The organism is Sinomicrobium soli, from assembly GCF_003285545.1.
GTDB lineage: Bacteria > Bacteroidota > Bacteroidia > Flavobacteriales > Flavobacteriaceae > Sinomicrobium.
The window spans coordinates 1-23153 of record NZ_QLNV01000023.1; the positions used below are offsets into that span (position 1 = coordinate 1).

At 46.9% G+C, this 23153-nt stretch carries 17 protein-coding genes; 6 read left to right on the forward strand and 11 right to left on the reverse strand.

Annotation, left to right across the window (positions count from 1 at the left end):
* Nucleotides 1-280 precede the first annotated feature (280 nt).
* The 5 genes from DN748_RS18105 to DN748_RS18125 all read left to right on the forward strand — a co-directional run bounded on the left by DN748_RS18105 (nt 281) and on the right by DN748_RS18125 (nt 4149).
* Nucleotides 281-901 carry a hypothetical protein gene (locus DN748_RS18105; protein ID WP_112373252.1) on the forward strand — a complete coding sequence of 207 codons (621 nt, stop codon included), beginning with the start codon at nt 281-283 and terminating at the stop codon, nt 899-901.
* 240 nt (nt 902-1141) lie between these two features.
* Nucleotides 1142-1495, forward strand: coding sequence for a hypothetical protein (locus DN748_RS18110; RefSeq protein ID WP_146746649.1), 354 nt, complete (start codon nt 1142-1144; stop codon nt 1493-1495).
* Between the two features lie 351 nt (nt 1496-1846).
* Nucleotides 1847-2389 carry a hypothetical protein gene (locus DN748_RS18115; RefSeq protein WP_112373254.1) on the forward strand — a complete coding sequence of 181 codons (543 nt, stop codon included), beginning with the start codon at nt 1847-1849 and terminating at the stop codon, nt 2387-2389.
* 112 nt (nt 2390-2501) lie between these two features.
* Nucleotides 2502-3266 carry a type IV toxin-antitoxin system AbiEi family antitoxin gene (locus DN748_RS18120; RefSeq protein WP_236636919.1) on the forward strand — a complete coding sequence of 255 codons (765 nt, stop codon included), beginning with the start codon at nt 2502-2504 and terminating at the stop codon, nt 3264-3266.
* Nucleotides 3259-4149, forward strand: a complete 891-nt coding sequence (locus tag DN748_RS18125) for a nucleotidyl transferase AbiEii/AbiGii toxin family protein (protein WP_112373256.1) — start codon at nt 3259-3261, stop codon at nt 4147-4149. The genes DN748_RS18120 and DN748_RS18125 overlap by 8 nt, the downstream gene beginning before the upstream one ends.
* A gap of 250 nt (nt 4150-4399) precedes the next feature.
* Here the strand turns inward: DN748_RS18125 and DN748_RS18130 are convergent, their stop codons facing one another.
* Nucleotides 4400-5641 carry an ATP-binding protein gene (locus DN748_RS18130; RefSeq protein WP_112373272.1) on the reverse strand — a complete coding sequence of 414 codons (1242 nt, stop codon included), beginning with the start codon at nt 5639-5641 and terminating at the stop codon, nt 4400-4402.
* A 541-nt stretch (nt 5642-6182) separates the two neighbouring features.
* Between DN748_RS18130 and DN748_RS19020 the strand changes: the two genes are divergently transcribed.
* Nucleotides 6183-6365, forward strand: coding sequence for a hypothetical protein (locus DN748_RS19020; RefSeq protein WP_146746650.1), 183 nt, complete (start codon nt 6183-6185; stop codon nt 6363-6365).
* 104 nt (nt 6366-6469) lie between these two features.
* Here DN748_RS19020 and DN748_RS18135 read toward each other — a convergent pair whose 3' ends face one another.
* The 10 genes from DN748_RS18135 to DN748_RS18185 form a co-directional block, all read right to left on the reverse strand.
* The gene (locus tag DN748_RS18135) at nt 6470-7384 is read right to left on the reverse strand and encodes a helix-turn-helix domain-containing protein (RefSeq protein WP_112373273.1); all 915 of its coding nucleotides are present in this window, start codon (nt 7382-7384) and stop codon (nt 6470-6472) included.
* Nucleotides 7385-7589: 205 nt separating this feature from the next.
* Complete coding sequence (locus tag DN748_RS18140; RefSeq protein WP_112373257.1) at nt 7590-8375, reverse strand: SDR family NAD(P)-dependent oxidoreductase; 786 nt, start codon at nt 8373-8375, stop codon at nt 7590-7592.
* 107 nt (nt 8376-8482) lie between these two features.
* Nucleotides 8483-9565 carry an NAD(P)-binding domain-containing protein gene (locus DN748_RS18145; RefSeq protein ID WP_112373258.1) on the reverse strand — a complete coding sequence of 361 codons (1083 nt, stop codon included), beginning with the start codon at nt 9563-9565 and terminating at the stop codon, nt 8483-8485.
* Between the two features lie 11 nt (nt 9566-9576).
* The gene (locus tag DN748_RS18150; RefSeq protein ID WP_112373259.1) at nt 9577-10599 is read right to left on the reverse strand and encodes an LLM class flavin-dependent oxidoreductase; all 1023 of its coding nucleotides are present in this window, start codon (nt 10597-10599) and stop codon (nt 9577-9579) included.
* 190 nt (nt 10600-10789) lie between these two features.
* A complete protein-coding gene (locus tag DN748_RS18160; RefSeq protein ID WP_112373261.1) occupies nt 10790-12484 on the reverse strand; it encodes an arylsulfatase in 1695 nt (564 codons plus the stop codon).
* 197 nt (nt 12485-12681) lie between these two features.
* Complete coding sequence (locus tag DN748_RS18165; RefSeq protein WP_112373262.1) at nt 12682-14913, reverse strand: glycoside hydrolase family 2 protein; 2232 nt, start codon at nt 14911-14913, stop codon at nt 12682-12684.
* Nucleotides 14914-15057: 144 nt separating this feature from the next.
* Entirely contained in the window at nt 15058-19110 is a 4053-nt protein-coding gene (locus DN748_RS18170; protein ID WP_112373263.1) for a hybrid sensor histidine kinase/response regulator transcription factor, read from the reverse strand.
* A 114-nt stretch (nt 19111-19224) separates the two neighbouring features.
* Nucleotides 19225-20601 (reverse strand): sulfatase family protein, encoded by a 1377-nt coding sequence (locus tag DN748_RS18175; protein WP_112373264.1) that lies wholly within the window; start codon nt 20599-20601, stop codon nt 19225-19227.
* Nucleotides 20602-20685: 84 nt separating this feature from the next.
* Nucleotides 20686-22341, reverse strand: a complete 1656-nt coding sequence (locus tag DN748_RS18180; RefSeq protein ID WP_112373265.1) for an arylsulfatase — start codon at nt 22339-22341, stop codon at nt 20686-20688.
* A 30-nt stretch (nt 22342-22371) separates the two neighbouring features.
* Nucleotides 22372-23043 carry a DUF3823 domain-containing protein gene (locus DN748_RS18185; RefSeq protein ID WP_112373266.1) on the reverse strand — a complete coding sequence of 224 codons (672 nt, stop codon included), beginning with the start codon at nt 23041-23043 and terminating at the stop codon, nt 22372-22374.
* Between the last annotated feature and the right edge of the window lie 110 nt (nt 23044-23153).

Below are 23153 nucleotides of genomic sequence, written 5' to 3' on the forward strand. Positions count from 1 at the left end.
AAATTCTTCATCAAATCTGAACTAAATAATAATTATTTATCGAATTTAGCGGTGTCCTAAAAGAGGGAAGGCTACAATGCAACTTTTCAGGGATTTCCCCAGGAAGTTGAATTTAAAATAAAGGAGATATTGCCTGATTGGGCAAAACTTGAAAAACATGGCAAAAGTTTTTCAATTCGAGTTTTTTCGGGAAAAATTGATAGGACAAAGGATTTTAATGAGCAAATTGACCATGTGGAAATTGGGTTGAAAAATCTTGAGCGGATAAGAAATTGGATAATTGAAAATAAAGACCGTTTATAAAGTGGAAATAAATATCGTAGAACAAGAAGCAATAGACTATGCTAAAAGGGGATTTTTTGACGGACAATTAGTTTCCAACATGGAAAACCTTACGGGTGAACTGTCTTCAAAACTGTATAATTTCAAGCGGAAAAAGGATAAATTATTCTTTTTAAACGTGTTGAGAAAGGAAGTTGAGAAACAGAAACAGGAACATGAAAAAACTTGCAAGAAGGTGAACTGTTCATTTTCTCAGGAAAAAAATATGGGGCTATTTGTGATAGATCAAGAAATAGATGACATTTCTCAATCGTATGAGTATGAGCCTAAGTATTCTGACGAATTCAATCCTGAACAACAATCTGAATTATACAGTACTTTAAATGAATTAAAGACCAAATTAACGGAACTTGGGTTTGGGCAACAGATAATTTTTGATGAATTGGATGAGCTAAAAGAGCATCTTAATTTGGGTAAAAAGAACTGGTTTCAATTACTAAAAGGGAAATTATTTGATTTATCTGTGAGCAAAGTCTTGGAAGAAACTGTTGTCAAAGAGATATTTAAAACTTTATCGGATGGATTTGAAAATATTCCAAAACTAATAGATAATATATAGCATCAACAAATAAAAGACCTGATAATTACAACCGATTATATTCTAAGTTTAAAAAGGACATTAAATACGCACAGAGATATTTTGAAGGATTCGTAGTAATTCCAATGCTTTGGTCTCCAATCGTTAGAATTAGTAATGAGGCAGCAATATATAATACTTATAAGGAATTGATAAGACTGAAAGAAACTATCAAATTGGAATACAACCTTGATCTTCAACTGATAATAAATGAGGTTTATAATGATTGAACCAAAATTAGAGCAATTAGCAAAGGAATTAAATTTAGGAGCCTTATACAATTTCGGATATGATGTTGGTTCATCGTATATTCATCCAAGAGCTGAAGAAGGTCATCTGGATGCTTTGAGAATTATAAGAAACCAACGGAGTGATACTTTTAAACTGGATAATATTCTAAAAAACGCAATTCTCATATCCAATTCGATTCTAATGTTCGGATTACATAATTCTAACTTGAATTGGGGAAAATATATGAATTTGTATTGTAGTTTAATTTTCAAGTATTTACAAAATGAAATTGAATTACCAAACATTAAAGATTTTGAAAAAGTGATTATGGCGGATTTATTGTAAAAATAAAAATTCAATTCAATCGATGCTCAAACCTTTATACATCTACATAGCTATATATTACTCTTCGACTTGGAAAATAGAAAGTACAAATACGCTATATTAGTGTAAGTTACTGTATATAAATGTATAAACGAATAAAACATGTGGGACCACAAATCAGAAAATCCGATCTATTCATTTAGGTTGGATTTTTTGTTTTATACCTTGTAAATACTGGGGTTTGCAGGAGTTCTTCTCATTTTTCATAAAAATCCAATACTCGTCAACTTGTCAAGTTTTTTTGCAGAAAAGGTACCCTATCCGGTACCCCAAAATTAATTTTAGGGACCCCACTTTTTAAAATTTAAAACAATGAATATCAATAAAGTAAATATATTGTTCTTATTAGATAAGACAAAAATAAACAAGCAAGACAAATGTCCTATAAAGTGTAGGATAACATATAAGAAAAAAAGAAAGCCCTTCTCCACAGGATTATTCGTCAATCCGGACCACTGGAATAGCAAGTACCAACGAGCCCATCCTCCTAACAAGGAAAACGACTTTATCAATGCACAATTAAGCCTGGTTAAACAACAAATTAACCAGGCTTTTTTATTGCTCCAATACCAGGGAGAACCCTTTACCGTAGACGATATTTACAGACAGTTCAAAGGAGGACCTGAAAATAATGATAAAGCTGTTCTGGAGGTATTTGAAGAGCACAACAAGAGAGTGGAAAAACAAAACTTCTCTCAGCGACGGTTACAACAGGTAAAGGATATGTTTGTCTTTTGTTGTTACACTGGATTGGCCTATCGGGAAATGGCAGATTTTGACGAAGAAAAGTTATCGCGGACGTTTAACCAATGGAAAAGTCAATCAAGAAAGTCAAAATTCCATATTTTGCCATAACAAAGTTTAAAAATATATGAATTAACAAACTTATAGTTTGTATATTTGAAATAAAATAAACCACGATAAAATTCTTGTAGTTTAAAAAAGGTCGAAAACAGAAACTATTAGTTTGGAAAAGGAACAAAAAATAAACCATCTTCTTAATGCGCAACCATCCGGTGTAGTCTATTTAAGTTCGTGGCTTACGGAAAACGGGTTCTCCACGCAATTGCTAAACCGATATAAGAACAGCAATTGGATATATTCCATAGGAACGGGAGCTTGGATGCGGGTGGGGGACAGCCCAACCTATCAGGGAGCATTGTTCGCTTTGCAACGACAGGCTGACCTGAACATACATCTTGGAGGAAAGACGGCTTTATCCTTATTGGGAAAGGCCCATTATCTGGAGCTGGCCACCAAACAAATAACATTGTTCGGGGGAAGCAATGAGCGACTGCCCGCTTGGTTTTTGAAATACGATTGGGGGGTAACGGTGAACTACTTCAGTTCCTCTTTCCTTCCACCCAAAATGGGATTGCGATCTTTGGAACAGGGAGCATTCAATCTGTTGGTGTCAACCCCTGCAAGGGCTTTGATGGAATGTCTGTACCTAACGCCCCAAAAACAAGAATTGGTGGAGTGCTATGAGATCATGGAAGGGTTGAATAACCTTAGGCCCAAACAGGTACAGGAACTTTTGATGGCATGTACGTCCATAAAGGTAAAGCGGCTTTTTCTATATATGGCGGAAAAGGCAGGCCACGATTGGTTTAAATATATCGATTTTGAGAATATAGATTTAGGAAAAGGGAAACGCTCCTTGGTAAAAGATGGTGTCTATATATCCAAATACCGTACCACTGTCCCTAAAGCATTGGAAAACTATGAGTAATTACAAGCAACAGGTCTCCCTTTTGCTACAGGTGTTGCCAGAAGTGGCAAAGGAACCAGTTTTTGCCGTGCACGGGGGCACGGCAATCAATCTATTTGTACGGGACATGCCCAGATTGTCCGTAGATATTGATTTGACTTACATCCCCATAGAGGATAGGGAAACGTCCCTCAAGCAAATTATAGAGGGCCTTGCTTACTTAAAGACCAAGATAGAAAAGGTCCTGCCGGAAGCGGAAGTTTCCTTAAGGCCGGAAATTTTAAAACTTCAGGTTGCTGCTGCAAATGCACAGATAAAAATAGAAGTGAACCAAATCAACAGAGGGGTGATGGACCAAACGGTAACATTGCCGCTGTGCGAAACAGCCCAAGTAGAATTTGATGCTTTCTGTGCCGTTCCGGTGGTTCCCTTTGGACAATTGTACGGTGGGAAAATCTGTGCGGCATTGGACCGCCAACACCCCAGAGACTTGTTCGATGTGAAATACCTGCTGCAAAATGAAGGTTTTACCGATGAGATCAGGAAAGGGGTCCTATTGTTCCTTTTGAGTAGCAGCCGACCTCTGCACGAAATGTTAAGCCCCAATTTTATCGACCAAAGACAAACGTTGGTCAATCAATTTGAAGGTATGAGCCAGGTACCCTTTACCTATGGGGATTTTGAAAAAGCACGGGAGGAACTGGTAAATGTGATCCATCAAAAGCTAACGGACGAAGATAGGGAGTTCCTATTGGGTTTTGGAAAAGGGACACCTGATTGGAGCATTTATGATTTTGAACATTTTCCTGCGGTACAATGGAAGCTACAGAACCTTATTAAGCTTAAAAACGGTAATCCCTCAAAATACGAAGACATGGTCGATGCGTTAAAGAGTGCACTCTAAAGATGCCATAATCTCACCTAAAAGTTTCAAATCTTCCAAGAATTGGTTCGAAATATGTATCTCCGGGTTCACCGGCTTACAAGCCCAAATGATATGAAAATGTTGTTTGGGCTTTTGTTATGATTTAAAATCAGGGATTTACGTATTCTTTTGATTTCCCGTCAAAATTTACTGCTCGTCAACTTGTCCCCCTTTTTTGCCTGGGTTATTTGTCAATCCGGATCACCGGGACACAAACTTGATTTGCCATTTATGTGGACCATAAAGCGGTGATGGGAACCGCATATAGGTCTTTGCGACCAAATCCTCCCAGGGTATGCTCTCCTGTATAAAGAACAATGCCCTTCTTGAAACGCTTACCGACCAGTTCCGCTAATTTTTTCAGGCCCCTAAAATCATTTTCCCTGATTGTGGCGGTTGATTTGATCTCGATGCCATAAAGCTGCTTTCTCCGATCTTCAAGCACAAGGTCAACTTCTGCCCCTTTATGGATGCTGAAATGGTATGGTTTTAAGCTATCGTCATCGTTCCAGCTTAACTGCTTGATAAGCTCCATGACCACAAAATTCTCTAAAAAACTTCCTGCCATTGTCCTGTTTTCGAGCAAACTGTCTCCTTCGCCCCTTAAATGGCATAGAAGTCCCGTGTCATTGATGAATATCTTTGGCGATTTCACAAATTGGCCTTCGGCATTGGGGGTCCAGGCGGGAATTTTAAGAATCAGGAAAACCTGCTCCAGAAGTGCGATATATCGTTGCAACGTGGTATTTTTAATTCCGGAGAGCCTGGCAATATCGGACAGATTGACCGTGCTTCCTACCCTTGTTGCTATCAATTGAAGGACATTGGGCAGTTGCATAAGACCTTCAATGTTGGCAAGTTCCCTGATGTCCTTCTGTAATATGGCCATGATATAAGATTCAAACCATTTGGCCCGACGGGTATCTGATTTTCTTAGCACAGCTTCCGGATATCCTCCTTTCCGGATCATTTGTACAATATCCTTCCATGGTGTCTTTATCCCCGGGAACCGGGCACTCTCCGAAACCAACATTTTGAGGAAGCCCGATGCCCGTCCCTGTATCTCGTTTTGGGATAGGGGCCAAAGATTATGAATTTCAATGCGTCCTGCCAGGGAATCGGCTACTTTTGGTAAGGTCATTACATCGGCCGACCCGGTCAGGATGATACGCCTACCGTTCCTGTCCTCATCAATGAGTTTTTTGATGCTCAAAAATAGTTCGGGGGCTCTTTGAACTTCATCAATGATGACATGCTTGTCCAAATCCTCCAGAAAGCCCATTGGGTCGGCGAGTGCAGCCGTGAGTATGGCCGGGTCGTCCATAGTGACGGATTGTCCTTTGAACCTGCCTGTTTCAATAAGCTGTCTGCAAAGTGTACTTTTACCGGTCTGGCGTGCACCGGTTATCAATATGGCAGGAGTGTCCTCCAATGCCTCTGCAACGGAATGGCTTATAAAACGATTGTACATACGACAAATATAGGCTTTTTGAAGAAACACCATTCTTTTTATGGGTAAATTTGTAATGTGTTATGGGTAAATTTGTAATTATATATCGCCATATACCAGAAGGGGAACCATGGATGATATGGGATAACCGCATGTCCAATTCCGGGAACGGCACATAGTGGTAGTTGCTGCATCTGCCACCTTAAATTGGAGAAGCTCCAAAGTGTCTTTTGTTTTGAATATAGCTTCCACAGTGTTTGATTCCTTGTTATTCCCAACATTCCGATTTCTGGTGGTCAATTACCCAATAATCCTTTTCGATGTATTCGGGGGTAAGTTTTTCTGTTGTGCCGTAAACCGAATGGCATCCGTGTTTTTAGAGAAGGCTACACCATGCTTTGGCGGCTGTGGAATAATCTTCTTTGGCAATACGCAAATCGTTATAACCAAAGGTTTTTCCTTCGGGGAATTGTTTTATCCTAATTGCGTATTTGAGTTGCCAAAGTCATAGGTGCATAGGTAAGCGTAGTTTTTGGAATGTCAAGTTTTTTGCGTTAAAAACTTGACATTATTTTTGTCGGTAAACGAAACAAAATACTTGACACTTTATGGGGTAGGAGCTATTAAAACCCACCCCGATGCTCCGGTTACCGCCATAGAAAAGATACTTACCGACAGATTAAAAGCGACCACCGGTTATATAGACATGGCCGCTTTTTATATGGAAGTTCCGGTAATTGAATAATCCCGGCAAGTCACGGAGAGCGGCCTGATGTATGGGGCCGGTCATTGATGTGCAAAAGGCTGCGAGGCCGGGGGCATGCGCAGAACTGGTTGTGTTTGTGATTTTTAATTAAATCCCGCCCGGAATTCCATCGGACTTTGGTTGGTCTTTTGCCTGAAGAGTTTGCTGAAACTTTGTGAATGTTCAAAACCGAGTTCGTAGGCAATCTGGCTTACACTCAGGTCGGTGGTAGAAAGTTTGAGTTTTGCCATTTCGATAACCTTGTTCTGGATGACCTGCTGGGTGCTGATCCCGGTGAGGTTGCGAAGCAGGCTGCCCAGATATCCGGGGGAAATATGCAACTGTCCGGAAAGGTACCTGACGGTAGGGAGTCTTTTATCTACCGGGTTTTCATCCGAAAAATAAGCATTCAGGATGTGTTCCAGTTTATTCAGGATTTCATGTCCCGATTTTTGCCGGGTGATGAACTGGCGATTGTAAAACCGTTCGCTGTATTGCAACATCGTTTCCAGCTGCGAAACAATAATTTTCTGGCTGTACTGATCAATGTTCCGGCTGTATTCTTCTTCTATATTCCGGATGATCTGGTTGATAATGGTTTCTTCTCTTTCGGATAAAAACAAGGCTTCATTGGCTTCATAATCGAAAAACTCATAATGCCGGATATGATCTGCCAATGCCGTTCCCCACAAAAAATCGGGATGGATAAGCAGGATCCAACCGGATGGTTTTTCGTCTTTTTCAGGTTTGGGTAAAGCGTGTAAAACCTGGCCGGGTGCCATGAAATACATCACGCCTTCGTTGTAATCGTAATCCTGTTGTCCGTACCGCATCTTCCCGTTCAAACCTCTTTTTTTGGAGATAGAGTAGTAGTCTGCAAATGTGGCTTGTGGCAGATTTTCGTGTTTGCCGGCTGCAACTTCTGCATAATTTACGATGCTGATCAGCGGGTGAAGGGGTGATTTCAGCTGATGTAGTTCGTGGAATTCCCTTATCGTCTTGAGGTGATATGGTTTCATCTGTTTAAAATTTTTTGCACCGACCAAAATGTGCAAAAAATTTCTGCACATTCAGGAACCGCTGCGCGCTCACATGAAAAATTTTAATCATTTCCCTGTGTGAAATATTTGATTAAAGTTTTTCATGTTCGTTTCATGATCCAAATTTAAGAAAGAATAAAATACCCATATCTTTGCGGGTATTTTATTCGTCTGCATTTTTTGTTTAAATAGACTGTCCGCCGGAAACTTCGATGCGCTGAGCATTGATCCAATAGGCTTCTTCGGAACATAAAAAGGCAACAACACTTCCGATATCATCCGGCAGTCCCACTCTGCCCAATGCGGTAAAACCGGCAACCATATCGTTGTATTCTTTCACATCGCGTACCCTTCCTCCTCCGAAATCGGTTTCTATCGCACCTGGGGCAATCACGTTGGCCCTGATCTTTCTCTCACCTAATTCCCTGGCCAGGTACCTGGTTTGCGTTTCTACAGCAGTTTTTAGTGCGCCGTAAACCGAAGAACCGGGAATAACAATACGTGTCAATCCGCTGGAAATATTGACGATCCCACCTCCATCATTGATAAAGGGCAGTAATTTCTGCGTTAGAAAAAACACGCCTTTGTAATGGATATTGTAGATGTCGTCCATCTGCTCCTCGGTCACTTCATTTATTGGAGCATAGAGGGCTGTTCCCGCATTATTGACTAAAAAATCGATGTTGGGACTTCCGGTTTTTTCCTGCAAAAAAGAGGTCACTTCGTTCACAAACCGGTCGAATGCAGCGAGATTTCTGGTATCGAGCTGAAAAGGATATGCTTTTTGTCCCAAAGCTTCGATTTCTGCAACGACTTCTTCCGCAGCCTTTTTGTTGTTGTGATACGTCAGGACGATGTCCAAACCTTTTCTGGCGGTTGCAATCGCCATATTTCTTCCTAAACCACGGCTTCCACCGGTGATTAATGCAATTCCTGCCCGTTTGGCAGGCGTTTTGTTTTCAGTGCTCATTTTTCTCGGATTTTAATAAAACAAAGTTGCGGCTAACTTTTAAAAGTGATGTAGCCCAATCGCATTTTGTTGTAGTTGAATGCAACACGCCCCGGTTGATTTGCAGATCAAATCCCCAGGGTTTTTACTAATTCCCTCGCTGCGGCACTTCCGGCCCTGTTGGCGCCAATGGTAGAAGCAGATGGACCATAACCCAACAAATGAATTTTTGGTTCTTTTGAGACTTCGGTGGCTAATCTTCCGGACATGATGATCCCTCCCGTTTCTTCTCGCGGTAAAACCGGATCCAAATGGGATAATGACCATCTGAAACCTGTATTCCAAAGAATAACATCGGCTTTTTCTTCCTTTCCATCTTCCCATTTGACGCCATCTTTGGTGATTTCCCTGAACATCGGAAAACGTTTTAAGACACCTCGTTTTTCCATGTCTTTAATTTCGGGAGTTACGGGCAATCCGGTTACCGAAACTACCGATAACGGCAACAACCCCTGACGAACTCTTTTGTCTACCGTGGCGACGGCCATTCTTCCTGCCATGTCATCAAACGGACCTTCCCGAAATTCCGGCGGTCGTCTCGTAACCCAGGTTGTAGATGTTACTTTCGAAATCTGGTCCAATAATTGAATGGCGGAAATGCCAGCACCCACTATGATGACATGCTTTCCTTTGAAATAGTCTGCCTTTCTGAAGTTCCGGGTATGTAACTGCTCTCCTTGAAAAAGTTCCGCTCCCGGATATTCCGGAATGTAAGGACTTTCCCAGGTTCCGGTGGCATTGATGATGCCCTGGGCAGAAAAGGCAGTCGAAGAAGTGTCGATATAAAACCGTTCCCCATGTAAGCTTACCTTCTCCACTTTTATCGGTCGATAGACTTGCAACCCGAATTTCTTTTCATACAGATCAAAATAATGTGGAACGGCAACATTTGCACGGACTTCGGTTTCACCAGTTGCAATTGTTTCTTCGAAAGACATTCCCGGCAAATCGTGGATACGATTTACCGTACTCAATGTCAAAGAATCCCACCGGGATTGCCAGGCGCCACCAGGACGGGGAGCCTCGTCTAAAACAATAAAATCCGGACCGGTGCGGAATCCCATTTTTTTGAGATGATAAGCCGCCGACAGGCCTGCTTGCCCCGCTCCTATTACCGCGATTTTGGTTTTGTACCGAACTGTGCCAGCCATTCGCTTATTTCTTAACGCCAGCCTAATTCCGGAGCGACATATTTCAAAATCGATTCGAGCACATGCAGATTGTAGTCTACACCTAAAGTATTCGGTATGGTCAACAGCAAGGTATCGGCTTCCTGAATCGCTTCATCCCGAGCCAGTTCTTTGACGAGTTGTTCTGGTTCTGCAGCGTAACTCCTTCCGAAAATTGCCCGTTGATTTCCTTCCAGGACCCCGACTTTATCGGTCCTTTCAGCTTCTCGTCCGAAATAATATTTATCCTGGTCATTGACTAAGGCAAAAACAGACCGGCTTACCGAGACTCTTGGCTCACGGGTATGTCCGGCTTTTTTATATGCTTCCTTGTACAGGCGGATCTGTTCAGCTTGCTGAATGTGGAATGGTTTTCCGCTTTCGTCATATTTCAGGGTGGAGCTTTGTAAATTCATGCCGATTTTTCCTGCCCAGACTGCAGTAGCATCGGAAGCGGACCCCCACCAGATACGGTCTCTTAAACCTTCGGAATGCGGTTCTATACGCAATAATCCGGGAGGATTGGGAAACATCGGGTTGGGATTGGGCTGTGCAAAACCAACCCCTTTTAGTTTCTCATAAAATTCGAGCCCTTTCCGTCGTCCCATGTCCGCATCGGTTTCACCGTCCTGCAGATCATAGCCAAAATATTTCCAGCCATCGATGACCTGCTCCGGTGAACCCCGGCTAATCCCCAACTGCAACCGTCCTTCGGAAATCAAATCGGCCGAACCGGCATCTTCTACCATATACAACGGATTTTCGTAACGCATATCGATCACGCCCGTTCCGATTTCAATATTCCGGGTCCTGGCGCCAATAGCGGCTAACAGCGGAAAAGGGGAAGCCAGTTGACGGGCAAAATGATGTACCCGAAAATAGGCACCGTCGAGTCCGAGCTCTTCCGAAGCAACCGCAAGATCAATAGATTGCAGGAAAGTGTCACTTGCTGTTTTCGTCTCGTAAGCAGGATGATCTGCCCAATGTCCGAACGATAAAAATCCTAATTTTTTCATATATCAAAATTACGAAATGAAATATCACGGGATCTTATCATTTGATATTTTTGTGACAGAAAATCGCTCTTTTTTTTGCCTCTATCCATTGGAAGGAACTGCAAAATCACGCATCCGGGGACCTCAGGCTCTACCGGTTTTTTCAGTTTTTCAGGGGATTCCTGCCAGCCGGGGCAGCACATTTCTGCCGCTATGGTTTCGGAAGTACCTGGTGGGATTTTGCCCAGTGCTGCCACAGACTGTCCAGTTCCTTTACCTTGTCCGGGTGTGCTGCGGCAAGGTTACGGGTCTCCGACTGGTCTTTTTCCACGTCGTAGAGATGCCAGTCCTGCCTGTTTCGCTTTACCAGTTTCCAATGGCCCTGGCGGACATAACGGGCCCCGAAATGTTCATTGAACAGGGCGGTGTGCCCTTCCCGTTTTTTGCCTTCGAAAACCGGGACCAGGCTTTTCCCCTGTAATGGCAGAATGTCATTGCCGTTAAACGACTCCGGGTAAGGGGCCTGGCCCATTTGGGCAAAGGTGGCCATAAAATCCATGACATGTGCTACCTGGTCGGTAATACCGCCTTTTTCTTGTATTCCCCTGGGCCAGAATGCGATCATGGGTGTGCGTATCCCCCCTTCGTAGGATTGTGCTTTCCACAGCCTGAAAGGCGTATTGGCCACATTGGCCCAGCGCTTTCCTATAGAGGAGTAGACGGTTTGGGGGCCGGGGAGGTGTTCTTTTTCGGTGTCGTAGACGATCTGCTCCCCGTTACGGGTTTCGCCGGGGCGGTCAAATCCCGGCCCGTAAGCGGCGGCATTTTCGCTACTGGCCCCGTTGTCGCTCAGGAAGACGATAATGGTATTGTCGATCTCCCCGGTGGCTTTTAATTTGTCGATAATTCTGCCTATACCCCGGTCCATCCGGTCTATCATGGCAGCGTGAACGGCCATTGCCCGGGCGTCCCATTCCTTGTCCGGGTTGTCTTCCCAGGAAAGGTCTTCCTGTACCTGTGGCGACAGCACTGTAGTGGTAGAGTCTATCAGCCCCATGGCGGTCATACGGGCATAGCGCTCTTTCCTGATCGCTTCCCATCCGCTTTTATAGGTGTCTGCATATTTTTCGATGTCCTCTTCGGGGGCCATAAGAGGCCAGTGTGGCGCCGTATGGGCCACATACAGGAAGAAGGGGGACTTTTTCCGGCTGAAATCGTCTATATAGGCTACTGCCGTATCGTTAATGGCATCGGTATGGTAATATCCTTCGGGCACTTCCCTTACCGGGGTGGTGCCGCTTACCAGGCTGAACGGGTCAAAAAAATCTACTACCCCCCAGATATTGCCGAAGTACCTGTCGAACCCGCGACGGGTGGGATATTGTTCTATCGGGGCAAACAGCGGGTGAAATTCCTGGTGGTTCAGCCATGCGAGCTGCTTTTCCGGGGTGTCCTGGACTACGGTGTTGGATACGTGCCACTTGCCTGACATCCCGGTCTGGTACCCGGCTTCCCCGAGCACTTCGGCAAGGGTAACAGTATTTTCGGTGATATATCCGCGGTATCCCGGGATGTTCCGGTCGGTAGTCATTTCGCCTATTCCCGCATCGTGATTGTACAGGCCGGTAAGCAACGAGGCCCGGCTCGGGCAACAGCGGGAGGTATTGTAAAAGCGGGTAAAACGCAGGCCGTTTTCCGCCAGGTAATCCAGGTTGGGGGTCCGGATCTCTCCCCCGTAGCATCCCAGGTCGGAATAACCGAGATCATCGGCCAGGATAAGTACGATATTGGGCCGGGGATCTGCCTGGTCCTCCCCGGACTCCCCGGGGGATTTTTTGTTTCCGCATCCTGCGAGCAGCAGGGAAAAACAAAGGTATATACAGGGTTTCAGATAAAAGTCATACATGCTTACAACGTATAAAGTTAAACCGGGTTACAGGCATCCGCAGGGTATGGTGTTTTTTGTTTCCCGTTCCTGAAGAGGCCCGTTATCCCGTAAAGGTAATATCTTTTTTCTGATGCACACGACAATATTTCCCTGGGGCTAAAGACCTCAACATATGACATAGGATCAGTGCAAACAGCTTCCCGCACGCCTGGGGCCTACTTATCGGGATAGGTGTAAAGCCCGAAATCGGTTTCCATATCGTTTTTTACATTCCCGGTAATGACCACGATCTCATTATTTCCCTTTTGTAATGCGGAGATATGGTGGTTCAGATTGATCTCGTCGTAGTGCCGTTTTGTTCTCAGGAATTTTTCTACCACCGGTTTGCCGTTGAGCAGTACTTTTATGTCTCCCGTGGCATAGATGCGCAATTGCAGGTTACGGGGGATTTCCTGTAGTTCGAAGGTTTTCAGGAACCATGCTTCTTCTCCCTTTTTTACGGTTACGGGGCCCTGTTTTTCGGTGAAGAGTTCTTTAACCGCGGCATTTCCCCGTAACGGATTGCGGTAACTCACCCCGACGGTCTGTGGCCTGACTTCGGAATCGGGGAGTATTTCCGTGGCCCTAAGAGGGTGCCGGTAGAGAAGTGCGTGGAGTTTGTTCAGCTTTTCCGGTTTTATTTTCACCACCTTTCTGTCATACGTCATCAGGCCGTTGACTTCGCCCTCCACATCGGTGGTCTGGGTATAGATGGCTGCGGCGAGCCCCTTGTTGATCATGGGAGCCATATTGTGAATGAGTTCGGTGTACTGCTGTTCCAGTTTTTCTGTACTGTGATAGGTCCTGTAACCCCAGTTGCGCATTTCCGGGTTCCATATATGTCCTTTTACCGGCAGTCCGAGGCCCCCGAACTCTCCCAGAACAATGGCCCTTCCCGGATTTAATTCGGCGGGTTCCATGCCCGGGCCGGGATATTGATGGGCATCGTTCATGTCTCCTACCCCGCGGTCTGTCCATCCCGAGACCCCGTCTACAAGGCGTGTAGGGTCGTATTCCTGGGTCCATTTCACGATACGTCCGGTATCGTACTGCCCCCAGCCTTCGTTGAAGGGGACCCAGGTTACAATAGAGGGGAAGAACCTGAGATGATCGATAATGGCCTTCCATTCCTTTTCAAACTGGTCGGCGGAACTCTTCGGGCGCTCCCAGTCCTTTTCCGCCTCCGGCCGGATATGCTGTTCCTTGCTCCGGGCGGTCTCAAAACCGGTTACCATATCCTGCCATACCAGTATTCCCGCCTTGTCAGCATAGTAGTAATAGCGGGCAGGTTCTGCCTTGATATGCTTGCGGAGCATATTGAAGCCCATTTTTTTCAGCATATCCATATCATAGCGCATGGCCTCGTCAGACGGTGGTGTGAGCAGACCGCCCGGCCACCAGCCCTGGTCGAGGGTACCGTATTGAAAGAGGGGGGCATTGTTGAGAAAAAGCCGCTCATACCCCAGGGCGTCCTTTTCCCGGGAAATTTTCCGCATGGCAAAATACGACCGTACCTCATCCCGTTTTTCCTTTCCTTCGAACAGTGATATTTCGAGCTGGTACAGAAAAGGGTGGTCGGGAGACCACAGTTCCGGGTTTTTGACGGGGATCTCCAGGTCACTGTTGGCATTGACCGACTTTTCGGTGATGACCCTGCCTTTGCTTTTCACCTTTACCGATAGCGTGGTGTGCTCCGATGCATTTTTTATATGGTTTTTGATGACCACCTTTTCCCGGTCAATATCCGCCACGGGATATATATCTGCGATATAGGTTTTTTCCACGGGTTCCAGCCACACGGTTTGCCAGATACCTGTTACGGCAGTATACCAGATGCCTTTGGGGTTCAGGACCTGTTTTCCCCTGGCCTGGCTTTCCGTATCTGTCGGGTCCCATACCGAGAGGGTGATCTCCTGTTCCTTCCCGTTGAGGAAGGGAGTGATATCAAACGAGAACGGATTGCTTCCGCCCTTGTGGCTCCCTGCGTATTCGCCGTTTATCCAGAGCCTGGTTTCCCAGTCTGCCGCCCCGAAGTGGAGCAGGATATGTTTCCCGGACCACGATGAGGGCAGTGTAAAGGAGGTGCGGTACCATACCTGCTGTTCGGGAAGGACCTTTTTTTGTACTCCCGACAGTTCGGATTCCACACAGAAAGGGACAAGTATCTTTCCCTGGTAGTTCCCCGGGCGGGGTGCATCCTTGTCCAGGATGGCATAATCCCAGTGCCCGTTGAGGTTCAGCCAGTCTTTTCGTTCCAGTTGCGGGCGGGGGTACTCTTTCCATACATTTTCTGCGGTCACTTCTTCTGCCCAGGGGGTCTGTATGGCAGTCTTTTTTATTTCCTGTGCGTAAAGGGCCGTCAGGCTCAGCAGGGATATGAGAAACAGGGATTGAACGGGTCTTTTCATATTTTAAGGGAATAGTATTAGCGAATGTCGATATAAAATGCAGTGACAATGATACTTTTACCGAGCGGCACCAGATATCATTTTTGTAGCAAAAACTGTAAAAAATTTCCAAAAGGGGAGAAAAACCCGTTTTATGTTGCCATATCATGGATCCCAGCCGGTATGATCGTGTGAGCTCAGGTGTTTTTCCATAAATTCGGACGGGGTCATCCTGAACTGTTCGGAAAAACATTTGGAGAAATAGGAAGGCGAATTAAATCCGCTCATATAGCTCACTTCGGAAATGGTGTATTCGTTTTCGTGCAGTAAGCGGGCGGCGTGTTTTAATCGCAAGAGCCGGATAAATTCGTTGGGGACTTTTCCGGAAATGGATTTCAGCTTTCTGTGCAGGCTCGACCGGCTCATGCCCAGTTCAAAACTCAGTTCCTTTACCGAAAGCCGGGGGTCTATGATACGTTCTTCGACGATTTCGGTAATTTTTTTCAGGAGTTTTTTGTCGCCGGCATTTCCTCCGAGGCTGTGTAAGGGGATAAAGGGCTGGTTGGAGAATTTTTCCCTGAGTTTTTCCCTTGTTTTCAGAAGGTTGTCCATAACGGCCTGTACGTGGTTCCATTTGAACGGTTTCGGAATATAGGCGTCCGCCCCGTGCCGTATGGCGGAGATCTCGGATTCCGAATTGGTTCTCGCGGTGAGCAAAACCAGTGGAATATGGCTGTAATCGGGTGTGGTCTTTATTTTTTCGCAGAGCTCGATACCGTCCATTTCGGGCATCATCACATCCGAAAGTACCAGGTCTATTTCCTGTTGCTCCATGATCTCCCAGGCCTGTATGCCGTTGGCAGCCCTGAAAACCCTGAAACCTTCCCGGCTCAGGTTATGACTGAAAAAATCCAGCATGGGAACATCGTCCTCTACTACGAGAACGGATGTTCCCGGAACGTCCCCGGATTCCGCACCTGTTTTGTTTTCATGAATTTCCGGGTCTTCTGCCGGTGTATTTTCGACAGGGTTGCCCGGGAAAGGCAGGAATACCTTAAACACGGTCCTCACCTCCGGGATGCTTTTTACCTCCAGGTACCCCCCGTGTTTTTCGATAAGGGACTTGGACAGGGACAGGCCGATACCGGTGCCGATCAGGTTTGAGGAAGGCGAATTTGCGGCGCCCTTGAAATATTTTTTAAAGATGTTTTCCAGTTCTTCTTCCGGGATACCGGTACCGTTGTCCGTTACCGTGACCACCGCATATCTTTTTCCGCTTTCGTCAGTACAGGGTTCCTGTACTTCCAGTTTTACTTCCGACCGGGTAAACTTAAAGGCATTGATCAGCAAGTTGTTAAATATTTTGGTCAGGGCTTCGGGATCTGCCATTACCGAAAGCCGGCTCACCCTGGTGCTCATGGTAAACTGTACGTCTTTCTGGTACTTCATGGCGGAAAAACGGGAATATATGGCCTGGATCATGGCTACCAGGTCGAGGTTTTCCTTCCTGATCTTGTAGATATCGCTTTCTATTCTCCTGAAGTCGAGAAGCTGGTTTACCAGGTTGATCAGGCGGTTTGAGTTTTTGTGCATGATATCCAGCTCGCTGGTCACATTCCGGGGCAATGACTGCTGTTCCATTAATTTGTCCAGGGGCGCCGTGATCAGGGAAAGCGGGGTCCGTATCTCGTGGGCCATGGCGGTAAAGAACTCGATTTTCTGATTGTAGAATTGTTTTTCCTGTTCTGCACCGAGTTGTTGCAGCCTTATCCTGTTTCTGCGTTCGGCCCGGCGCAGCAGTATTTTCCGTACCAGCAGGACCAGCAGGGCGATCAGTACGGCATAAAGCATATAGGCTGCCGGATGCCGGTAAAACGGCGGATGTATGACAACCTCCATTTTTGCTACGGGACTGCTGCGCATTTCACGGTCACTACCGGCCTTTACCATAAAGGTATAATGTCCAGGGGGGAGGTTGGTATAAATGGCCTTGCGCTGTTTTCCCACCTTGTTCCACTGCTGGTCGAACCCTTCCATTTTATAAGCATACCGTATTTTCTGGGGCGCTTCGTAATTCAGGGCGGCATATTCAAAACTGATCATGGACTGCCGGTGGGATAGCTCTATACGGTCGGTATAATTGATGGTCCTGGACAGTATCTTCTGACCGGGCTGGTTCAGGGAGATGTCTTTGTTGAAGACCTGGAAATTGTGGATAACGATGTTATTGTTGCAGGAGCTGAAATGCAGGCTGTCGGGATAGAACGTATTGAAGCCCTTTATCCCGCCAAAGAACATTTTTCCGTCGGAGGCCACATAACCCGCCTTGTAATTGAACTCATTGCTTTGCAGGTTATCCCATTTGTTAAAATGCGTTGTTTTTTCCTGGTGCTGATCGAAGTGGTATATCCCGTTGTTTGTGGAGAACCACAGGGTCCTGTCGTCGTCCTGCAGGATGTCGTAGACTACGTTGGCCTCGATACCGTGCTCTTTACCATATCTTTCGAAGGTCTCTTCCCGGAAACTGAACTTTATAAGGCCGTTCCCTTCCGTTCCCAGCCAGAGGTGGCCTTCGTTGTCGTCCAGGATGGTAAACCTGCCTATTCCGTTCAGCTCCTTTTTATTCCCCAGGGGGTAACTGATCCACTCTCCCGATTTCCTTTTCCGGGCGATCAGTTCTCCCCCGTAAACGGCAATCCAGATCGTCCCGGTATTATCTTCGTAGATGTCGGTGATAAATTTCCGGGAGAGTCCCATGTGGTCTACGCTGCGGAAATTGTCATGGGCCTTGTCATATGTGCTCAAGCCGTGTGAGGTACCCACCCAGATCACGTCGCTTCGGTCCCTGTATATGGAAAAAATGTTATTTGCACCCGGCGAGCCCGGGTCTCCCGCCTTGTGCTTATAGACAGATACCTTTCCCGTCGTTTTGTCGTAGACATTCAGTCCGCCGGAGAAGGTCCCTATCCACAGCTGGTCACCGACATCCTCAAGAGACAGGATATTGAAATACGAAAGGGGTTCCTGATCTTCCCTGAAGGGATATTTTCTGAAAATGTTTGCTTTGGAATCGTAGTAGTGCAAGCCTTCATCTTCAGTGCCTATCCAGAACTCTCCCGGTTTTTCCTCCACGATACTGCTTATTCCCCCGCCGGTAAGGGCATTTCCATTCCGGGTGGGATAGAATTTTTCAAACCCTACGGGCTTGTTGCTGTAATAACTCAGCCCCCCGAAGTAGGTGCCCAGCCAGATACCGTTATCCCTGTCCTTGAAAATGCTGTATACCGCATTACCACTAAGGCTGTGCGGGTCTCCCGGGTTGTGGACATAGGCCCGGAACTCCTCTTTGGAGAGGTCCAGTATATTCAGCCCTTTCTCTGTACCTACCAGTAACTCGCCGGGACCTACCTGTAGTATGGAACGCACAATATTACTGCTGAGGCCATTGGTGTCTTTGGTATAGGTCCTGAATTTTCCTTTTTCGGGCTGCCACAGGCTTAAACCGCCATCAAAGCTTCCCGCCCATATCCGTCCTTTCAGGTCCTGGTATACGGTGAGCATTAAATTGCTGTGCAGGCCGTCTTCCCTGCCCCTGTAGTTTTTTACCCGGCTGGTCTCCGGGTCCAGGACGTCAATGCCCATCCCGAAAGTGGCAAGCCATAAATTCCCCGTATCGTCAAAAATGATCTTTCGTATTTTCTTTGACGACAACCCGGCCTTTTCGGAATAATCAGTGAAGGAATCCTTATCCGGATCGTATTTGAACAGGCCCCTGCCCGCTGTGGCAATCCATACATTTCCTTTTTTGTCCTTTGCTATGTCTTTGACTATGAGATTCCCGAGGGGTTTGAAATGGCTGAACCGTTCTTCCTGCAACCGCAGGATGTAAACCCCCTTGTCGGTACCTATCCACAGGTTATCCTCATCGTAGAAGAGCGTGGAATGAACAAAATTATTTCCGAGCGGGGCAGGGGAGTCACCGCAAAACTGGTAAGACTTGAACTCATAACCGTCAAAACGACTCAGCCCGTTCCTGCTCCCGAACCACATATACCCCTGTGTGTCCTGGGCGATGGTCCATATGGTATTGGAAACCAGGCCGTCTTCCACCGAATAGTTCCTGAAGGTAATATTCCGTTGTGCGGCCGCCTGTATACATGCTGCCCACAGTAAAAAACAGAGTATTCTGACAGGGTTTGAGGTCGTTATGCGTTCCAATCTTCGGGCCGGTTTTTGCGGTTCTCTTACACACCGTGCCCACCCGTACTTTCTTCCATGCTGCCGCTCAAAAAGTACGGATGGGTTTCCGGGTGGGCTATTGCTGTTGAGGGGTTATTTTCGCTTATTATATTTCCTGTCTATTGATGCCCCGCGGTCTCCCTGCGCTTCCATCCACTGCTCCAGTGCGGCATCGAAATCAGCTATTTTACCCTTGTAAGCAGGATCACCGGCCAGGTTATTGAGTTCGTAGGGATCGTTACGCAGATCGTAGAACTCGATAGCCGGACGTTTGGTAACCCGTGTATGCAGCTGTTTTGCCTGTGCCGAAGTTTCCCCTTTTTTGACCCACGACGCCCATACTTTATCGAGCCGTTCGGGGTTCATAAACCACTTGATGTAATAGTCCTCTTCCGGCAACAGGTTTCTGACCAGCTTATAGCGCTCGTTCCGGACGCTCCGGATCGGGTAGGGCGGGCCTTCGGGAATATTGTTGTGAACACCGAAAGCGTATTCCCTGAGATGGTCAGACTGCCCTTTCAGTACCGGGAGAAAACTTTTTCCGTCCAGGTTTTTTACGGGGTCCCCTCCTGCGATATCGATCAGGGTAGGGGTGATATCCTCATATTGTACGATGGCATCGGTTACCGATCCCTTTTCCACTTCCTTGTTCCACTTCACGATCATGGAGCTCTTTTGCCCCATGTCCCACAGGGTCCATTTCCCTCCGGCAAACTGGCCTCCCTGTTCGCCGAGGAAAATGACAATGGTATCGTCGTAGAGGTCTGTATCCTTAAGCATGGCTACGACATCGCCCACCTGGTTGTCCAGTCTTCTTATTTCGGCCAGATATTTTGTAAAGGCCGTTCTCGTTTCCGGGGTGTCCACCCAGTTCGGGGGCAGTTTCAGTTTATCGGCATCGAATTCGGAAGGATCGCCCATCGTCCAGGGTTTATGAGGGTTCGTGCTCATCACAAACAGGCAGAAAGGCTGGTCGGAGCCCGTGATATACTCCCTGACCTGGTCCAGGGAATAGTCGTCGGTAGGCGATACGCAATTGGGCTCAAAGCCTTCGACGATATCGAAGGGAAATACCTGTCTCGGCCGGGTACTGTGATCTTTCCCGGTAAGGGCTACACGATATCCCAGGGCGCCCAGGTAATGCGGTACACTTTTGATATCCAGGCTGTCGTACACCCTTTTGTGATTTTGAAAGGACCCGTGGCGTACCGGGTAAAGCCCTGTAAACAGGGAGGCTCTCGTAGGCACACACATGGCTTCGGAGCAGATCATCTGCCCGAATTTCATCCCCTCTTCCGCAAGGGCGTCGATATGGGTGGTCTTGAGGTTTTCGCCCCCGTAGCAACTCAGTTCGTTACTGTTCAGGTCGTCGGCCATGACGATAACTACATTGGGCTGATGCTTCTGCTGCGCGTTCGACACGACGGCCAGCAGGAAAAACAGAAATGTTATTTTTCTGATCTTTGACATGATTAAAGGTTTTGAAATTATAAAAGCGGGTTATTTATGCTGTAATTCAGACGTTCCCGCACGGCACATATATGCTTCATATCATTATTTTTTCCGGTTCATGATATCCAGTATCCTGTCCCAGGGCTCCACCTGTTTTTCTTCTGCCCATTTTGTCCACATGGCGGCCATCTCGTTTACCCTGCCGGGTTCTTCTTCCGAAATGTCGTGTTCTTCGCTGCGGTCCTCCGCAAGATTGTACAGTTCCCAGTGGTTTTTGTCCTTCCCTTTCCATTCCATAACCAGTTTATAGTCGCCCAGGCGAACGGCCTTATTGCCTTCGTGTTCCCAGAAAATGGGCTGTTGATGTACCTGTCCCGGGTTCCCTTCGATAAGGGGCACAAGGCTTTTGCCTTCCATGGGGGGGATATCGTGGTTTTTGTAATTCCGTGGATAGGCCGCTCCTGACACCTCGGCAAAGGTGGCCATGATATCGGGGAGAAAGCCGTATTCGCGTATTATCTTACCCCGTTCCTCTTTCCCGGTATGTGCGGGCCAGTGTACGATAAGCGGGGTGGCGATCCCGCCTTCGTGCAGCCAGTGCTTGTATTTGCGGAAAGGGGTGTTTGAGGCATTGGCCCAGGCCTGCCCGTAACTGAGGAAATACCCGGTAGTGGTCTCGAGGTTTTCTGCCTTGCCCCCGCCCAGCATGCCACCTTCGGCACAGGCCCCGTTGTCGTTCAGGAAAACCAGCAGGGTATTTTCCAGCAGCCCGCTGTTCCTGAGATGATCTACCAGCCGTCCTATATTCTGGTCCATACGGTCTATCTGTGCCGAATAAATAGCTCTCCTCAACGTCATTTCCGCTCTCTTTTCATCAGAAAGGCTTTCCCACTCCGGCGAATCTTGTTCCGACAACATATCGCCTTCACTGATAATCCCCATTTCCTTCATGCGTTCGAAACGTTCCTCCCTTACAGCCTTCCACCCTGCACCGTACCTGTCTCGGTATTTGTCTATATCTTCTTTTGGGGCCTGTAAAGGCCAGTGTGGTGCGGTATAGGCAAGGTACAGAAAAAACGGGCTGCTCTCGTCTCCCTCCCGCGATTCGTCTATGAATTGCAGGGCATGGTCGGTGAAAGCGTCGGTGATGTAATAGTTTTTATCCGTAATCTCCACCTGCTCGTTATCTGCCGTAATACCCCGGGGGGCGCGTGGTTCAAAATAGTTGGCCGCCCCGGGAAGAATACCGTAAAAGCGGTCGAACCCCCGTTGCAGGGGCCATTGGTCCTCTTTTTCCATACCGAGGTGCCATTTTCCGGCCATATAGGTCTTGTAGCCTGCCTGTTTCAGCAGCTCGGCAAGGGTTATATTGTTTTTGTTCAGAAACCCGCGATAGGCAGGCAGTCCCATATCGTGCTGGTCAGACTTCGGCGGATTGGTCATATGCCCGATCCCGGTCTGGTGCGGGTAAAGGCCGGTCATCAGCGATGCCCTTGTAGGGCAGCAGCGCGCCGTATTGTAAAACTGTGTAAACCTCAATCCGTTTTCTGCCAGGAGGTCCAGGTTAGGAGTATTGACCTCGCCCCCGTAGGTGCCGATATCGGAATATCCCATGTCGTCTGACATGATCAGGATGATGTTGGGTTTGTCGGGGGTAGCCGTTTCGCCTTCCCCTGACCGGTTTTCCTTCTGTTTACAACCGCAGACCGACAGGGCGATACCGAGGGCAAGAACGGAACCGGATATTAAGTTTTTCATGTGTTTGATGTTTTAAGTGTTTCCTTCCGTTCAGAATTCTATTTTTTTTGCGGGGGAGAAAATGAATTGTTGATTGCCGGTAGCTCTCACCCCGATGCGCGCATACAGGAAATCCTCCCGGATGCCGGCAATATCGATTGTTATGGAGACCGGATCGTCCGGCCCGTTTATATCCTCAGCGTTTATCCTGACATCTTTTGCGTTGTATTGTTCGTCCACCAGGGAAGTATTCCCGACAAAAAGGGCTACGGAATGGAGCTCCCGGTCTGTCGTGACCTTCTCAAGATCAAAGGTAGCCGTCAGTTCGGAGCCGTTTACTTCAAAAGTTTCATTACTGATCCAGAAAAAGGGTTGTACCGGGATATCGATCACCCTGCTCCCTTCCAGCCGGAAGTCAAGAGTATCCGGAATGTCTTCCCAGGGCCCGCTTCCGGGACTGAGGGCGAGCCTGTAATCTCCGTCAAAAAGGGCGGCCCTGAATATGCCGTTGTGATTTACGGATACGTCGATCGGGGTCATGTTCTGCCAGCCCTCTTCATACAGGCGTATGACGTCCAGGTCGTTTTTGACCCCCACCTGCCGGTCGTTATAGACAAACCTGCCTTCCAGTACGGAGCCGGGTTCGTCGTAATTGTCGTATTCGCAGGAGATTAACATCATAAGTGCTAAAATAGCGAAAACTACGGGGATTATTTTTTTCATCGAAATAAAATTTAGTTATACAACTTATGTACATCAGGTTGTGTCTGGTTGAGTTTATGACTGTTGCCTTAAGCGGGTCAATACCCCGAACGGTTACTGACCTGGCTTCC

Excerpts from the sequence above, each read along its gene's own strand:
- DN748_RS18145 (WP_112373258.1), bottom strand. The coding sequence starts at position 9,565 with ATGGCTGGCACAGTTCGGTACAAAACCAAAATCGCGGTAATAGGAGCG.
- DN748_RS18160 (WP_112373261.1), bottom strand. The coding sequence starts at position 12,484 with ATGTATGACTTTTATCTGAAACCCTGTATATACCTTTGTTTTTCCCTG.
- DN748_RS18175 (WP_112373264.1), bottom strand. The coding sequence starts at position 20,601 with ATGTCAAAGATCAGAAAAATAACATTTCTGTTTTTCCTGCTGGCCGTC.
- DN748_RS18185 (WP_112373266.1), bottom strand. The coding sequence starts at position 23,043 with ATGAAAAAAATAATCCCCGTAGTTTTCGCTATTTTAGCACTTATGATG.
- DN748_RS18180 (WP_112373265.1), bottom strand. The coding sequence starts at position 22,341 with ATGAAAAACTTAATATCCGGTTCCGTTCTTGCCCTCGGTATCGCCCTG.
- DN748_RS18140 (WP_112373257.1), bottom strand. The coding sequence starts at position 8,375 with ATGAGCACTGAAAACAAAACGCCTGCCAAACGGGCAGGAATTGCATTA.
- DN748_RS18150 (WP_112373259.1), bottom strand. The coding sequence starts at position 10,599 with ATGAAAAAATTAGGATTTTTATCGTTCGGACATTGGGCAGATCATCCT.
- DN748_RS18135 (WP_112373273.1), bottom strand. The coding sequence starts at position 7,384 with ATGAAACCATATCACCTCAAGACGATAAGGGAATTCCACGAACTACAT.
- DN748_RS18130 (WP_112373272.1), bottom strand. The coding sequence starts at position 5,641 with ATGTACAATCGTTTTATAAGCCATTCCGTTGCAGAGGCATTGGAGGAC.
- DN748_RS18115 (WP_112373254.1), top strand. The coding sequence starts at position 1,847 with ATGAATATCAATAAAGTAAATATATTGTTCTTATTAGATAAGACAAAA.
- DN748_RS18125 (WP_112373256.1), top strand. The coding sequence starts at position 3,259 with ATGAGTAATTACAAGCAACAGGTCTCCCTTTTGCTACAGGTGTTGCCA.
- DN748_RS18165 (WP_112373262.1), bottom strand. The coding sequence starts at position 14,913 with ATGAAAAGACCCGTTCAATCCCTGTTTCTCATATCCCTGCTGAGCCTG.
- DN748_RS18110 (WP_146746649.1), top strand. The coding sequence starts at position 1,142 with ATGATTGAACCAAAATTAGAGCAATTAGCAAAGGAATTAAATTTAGGA.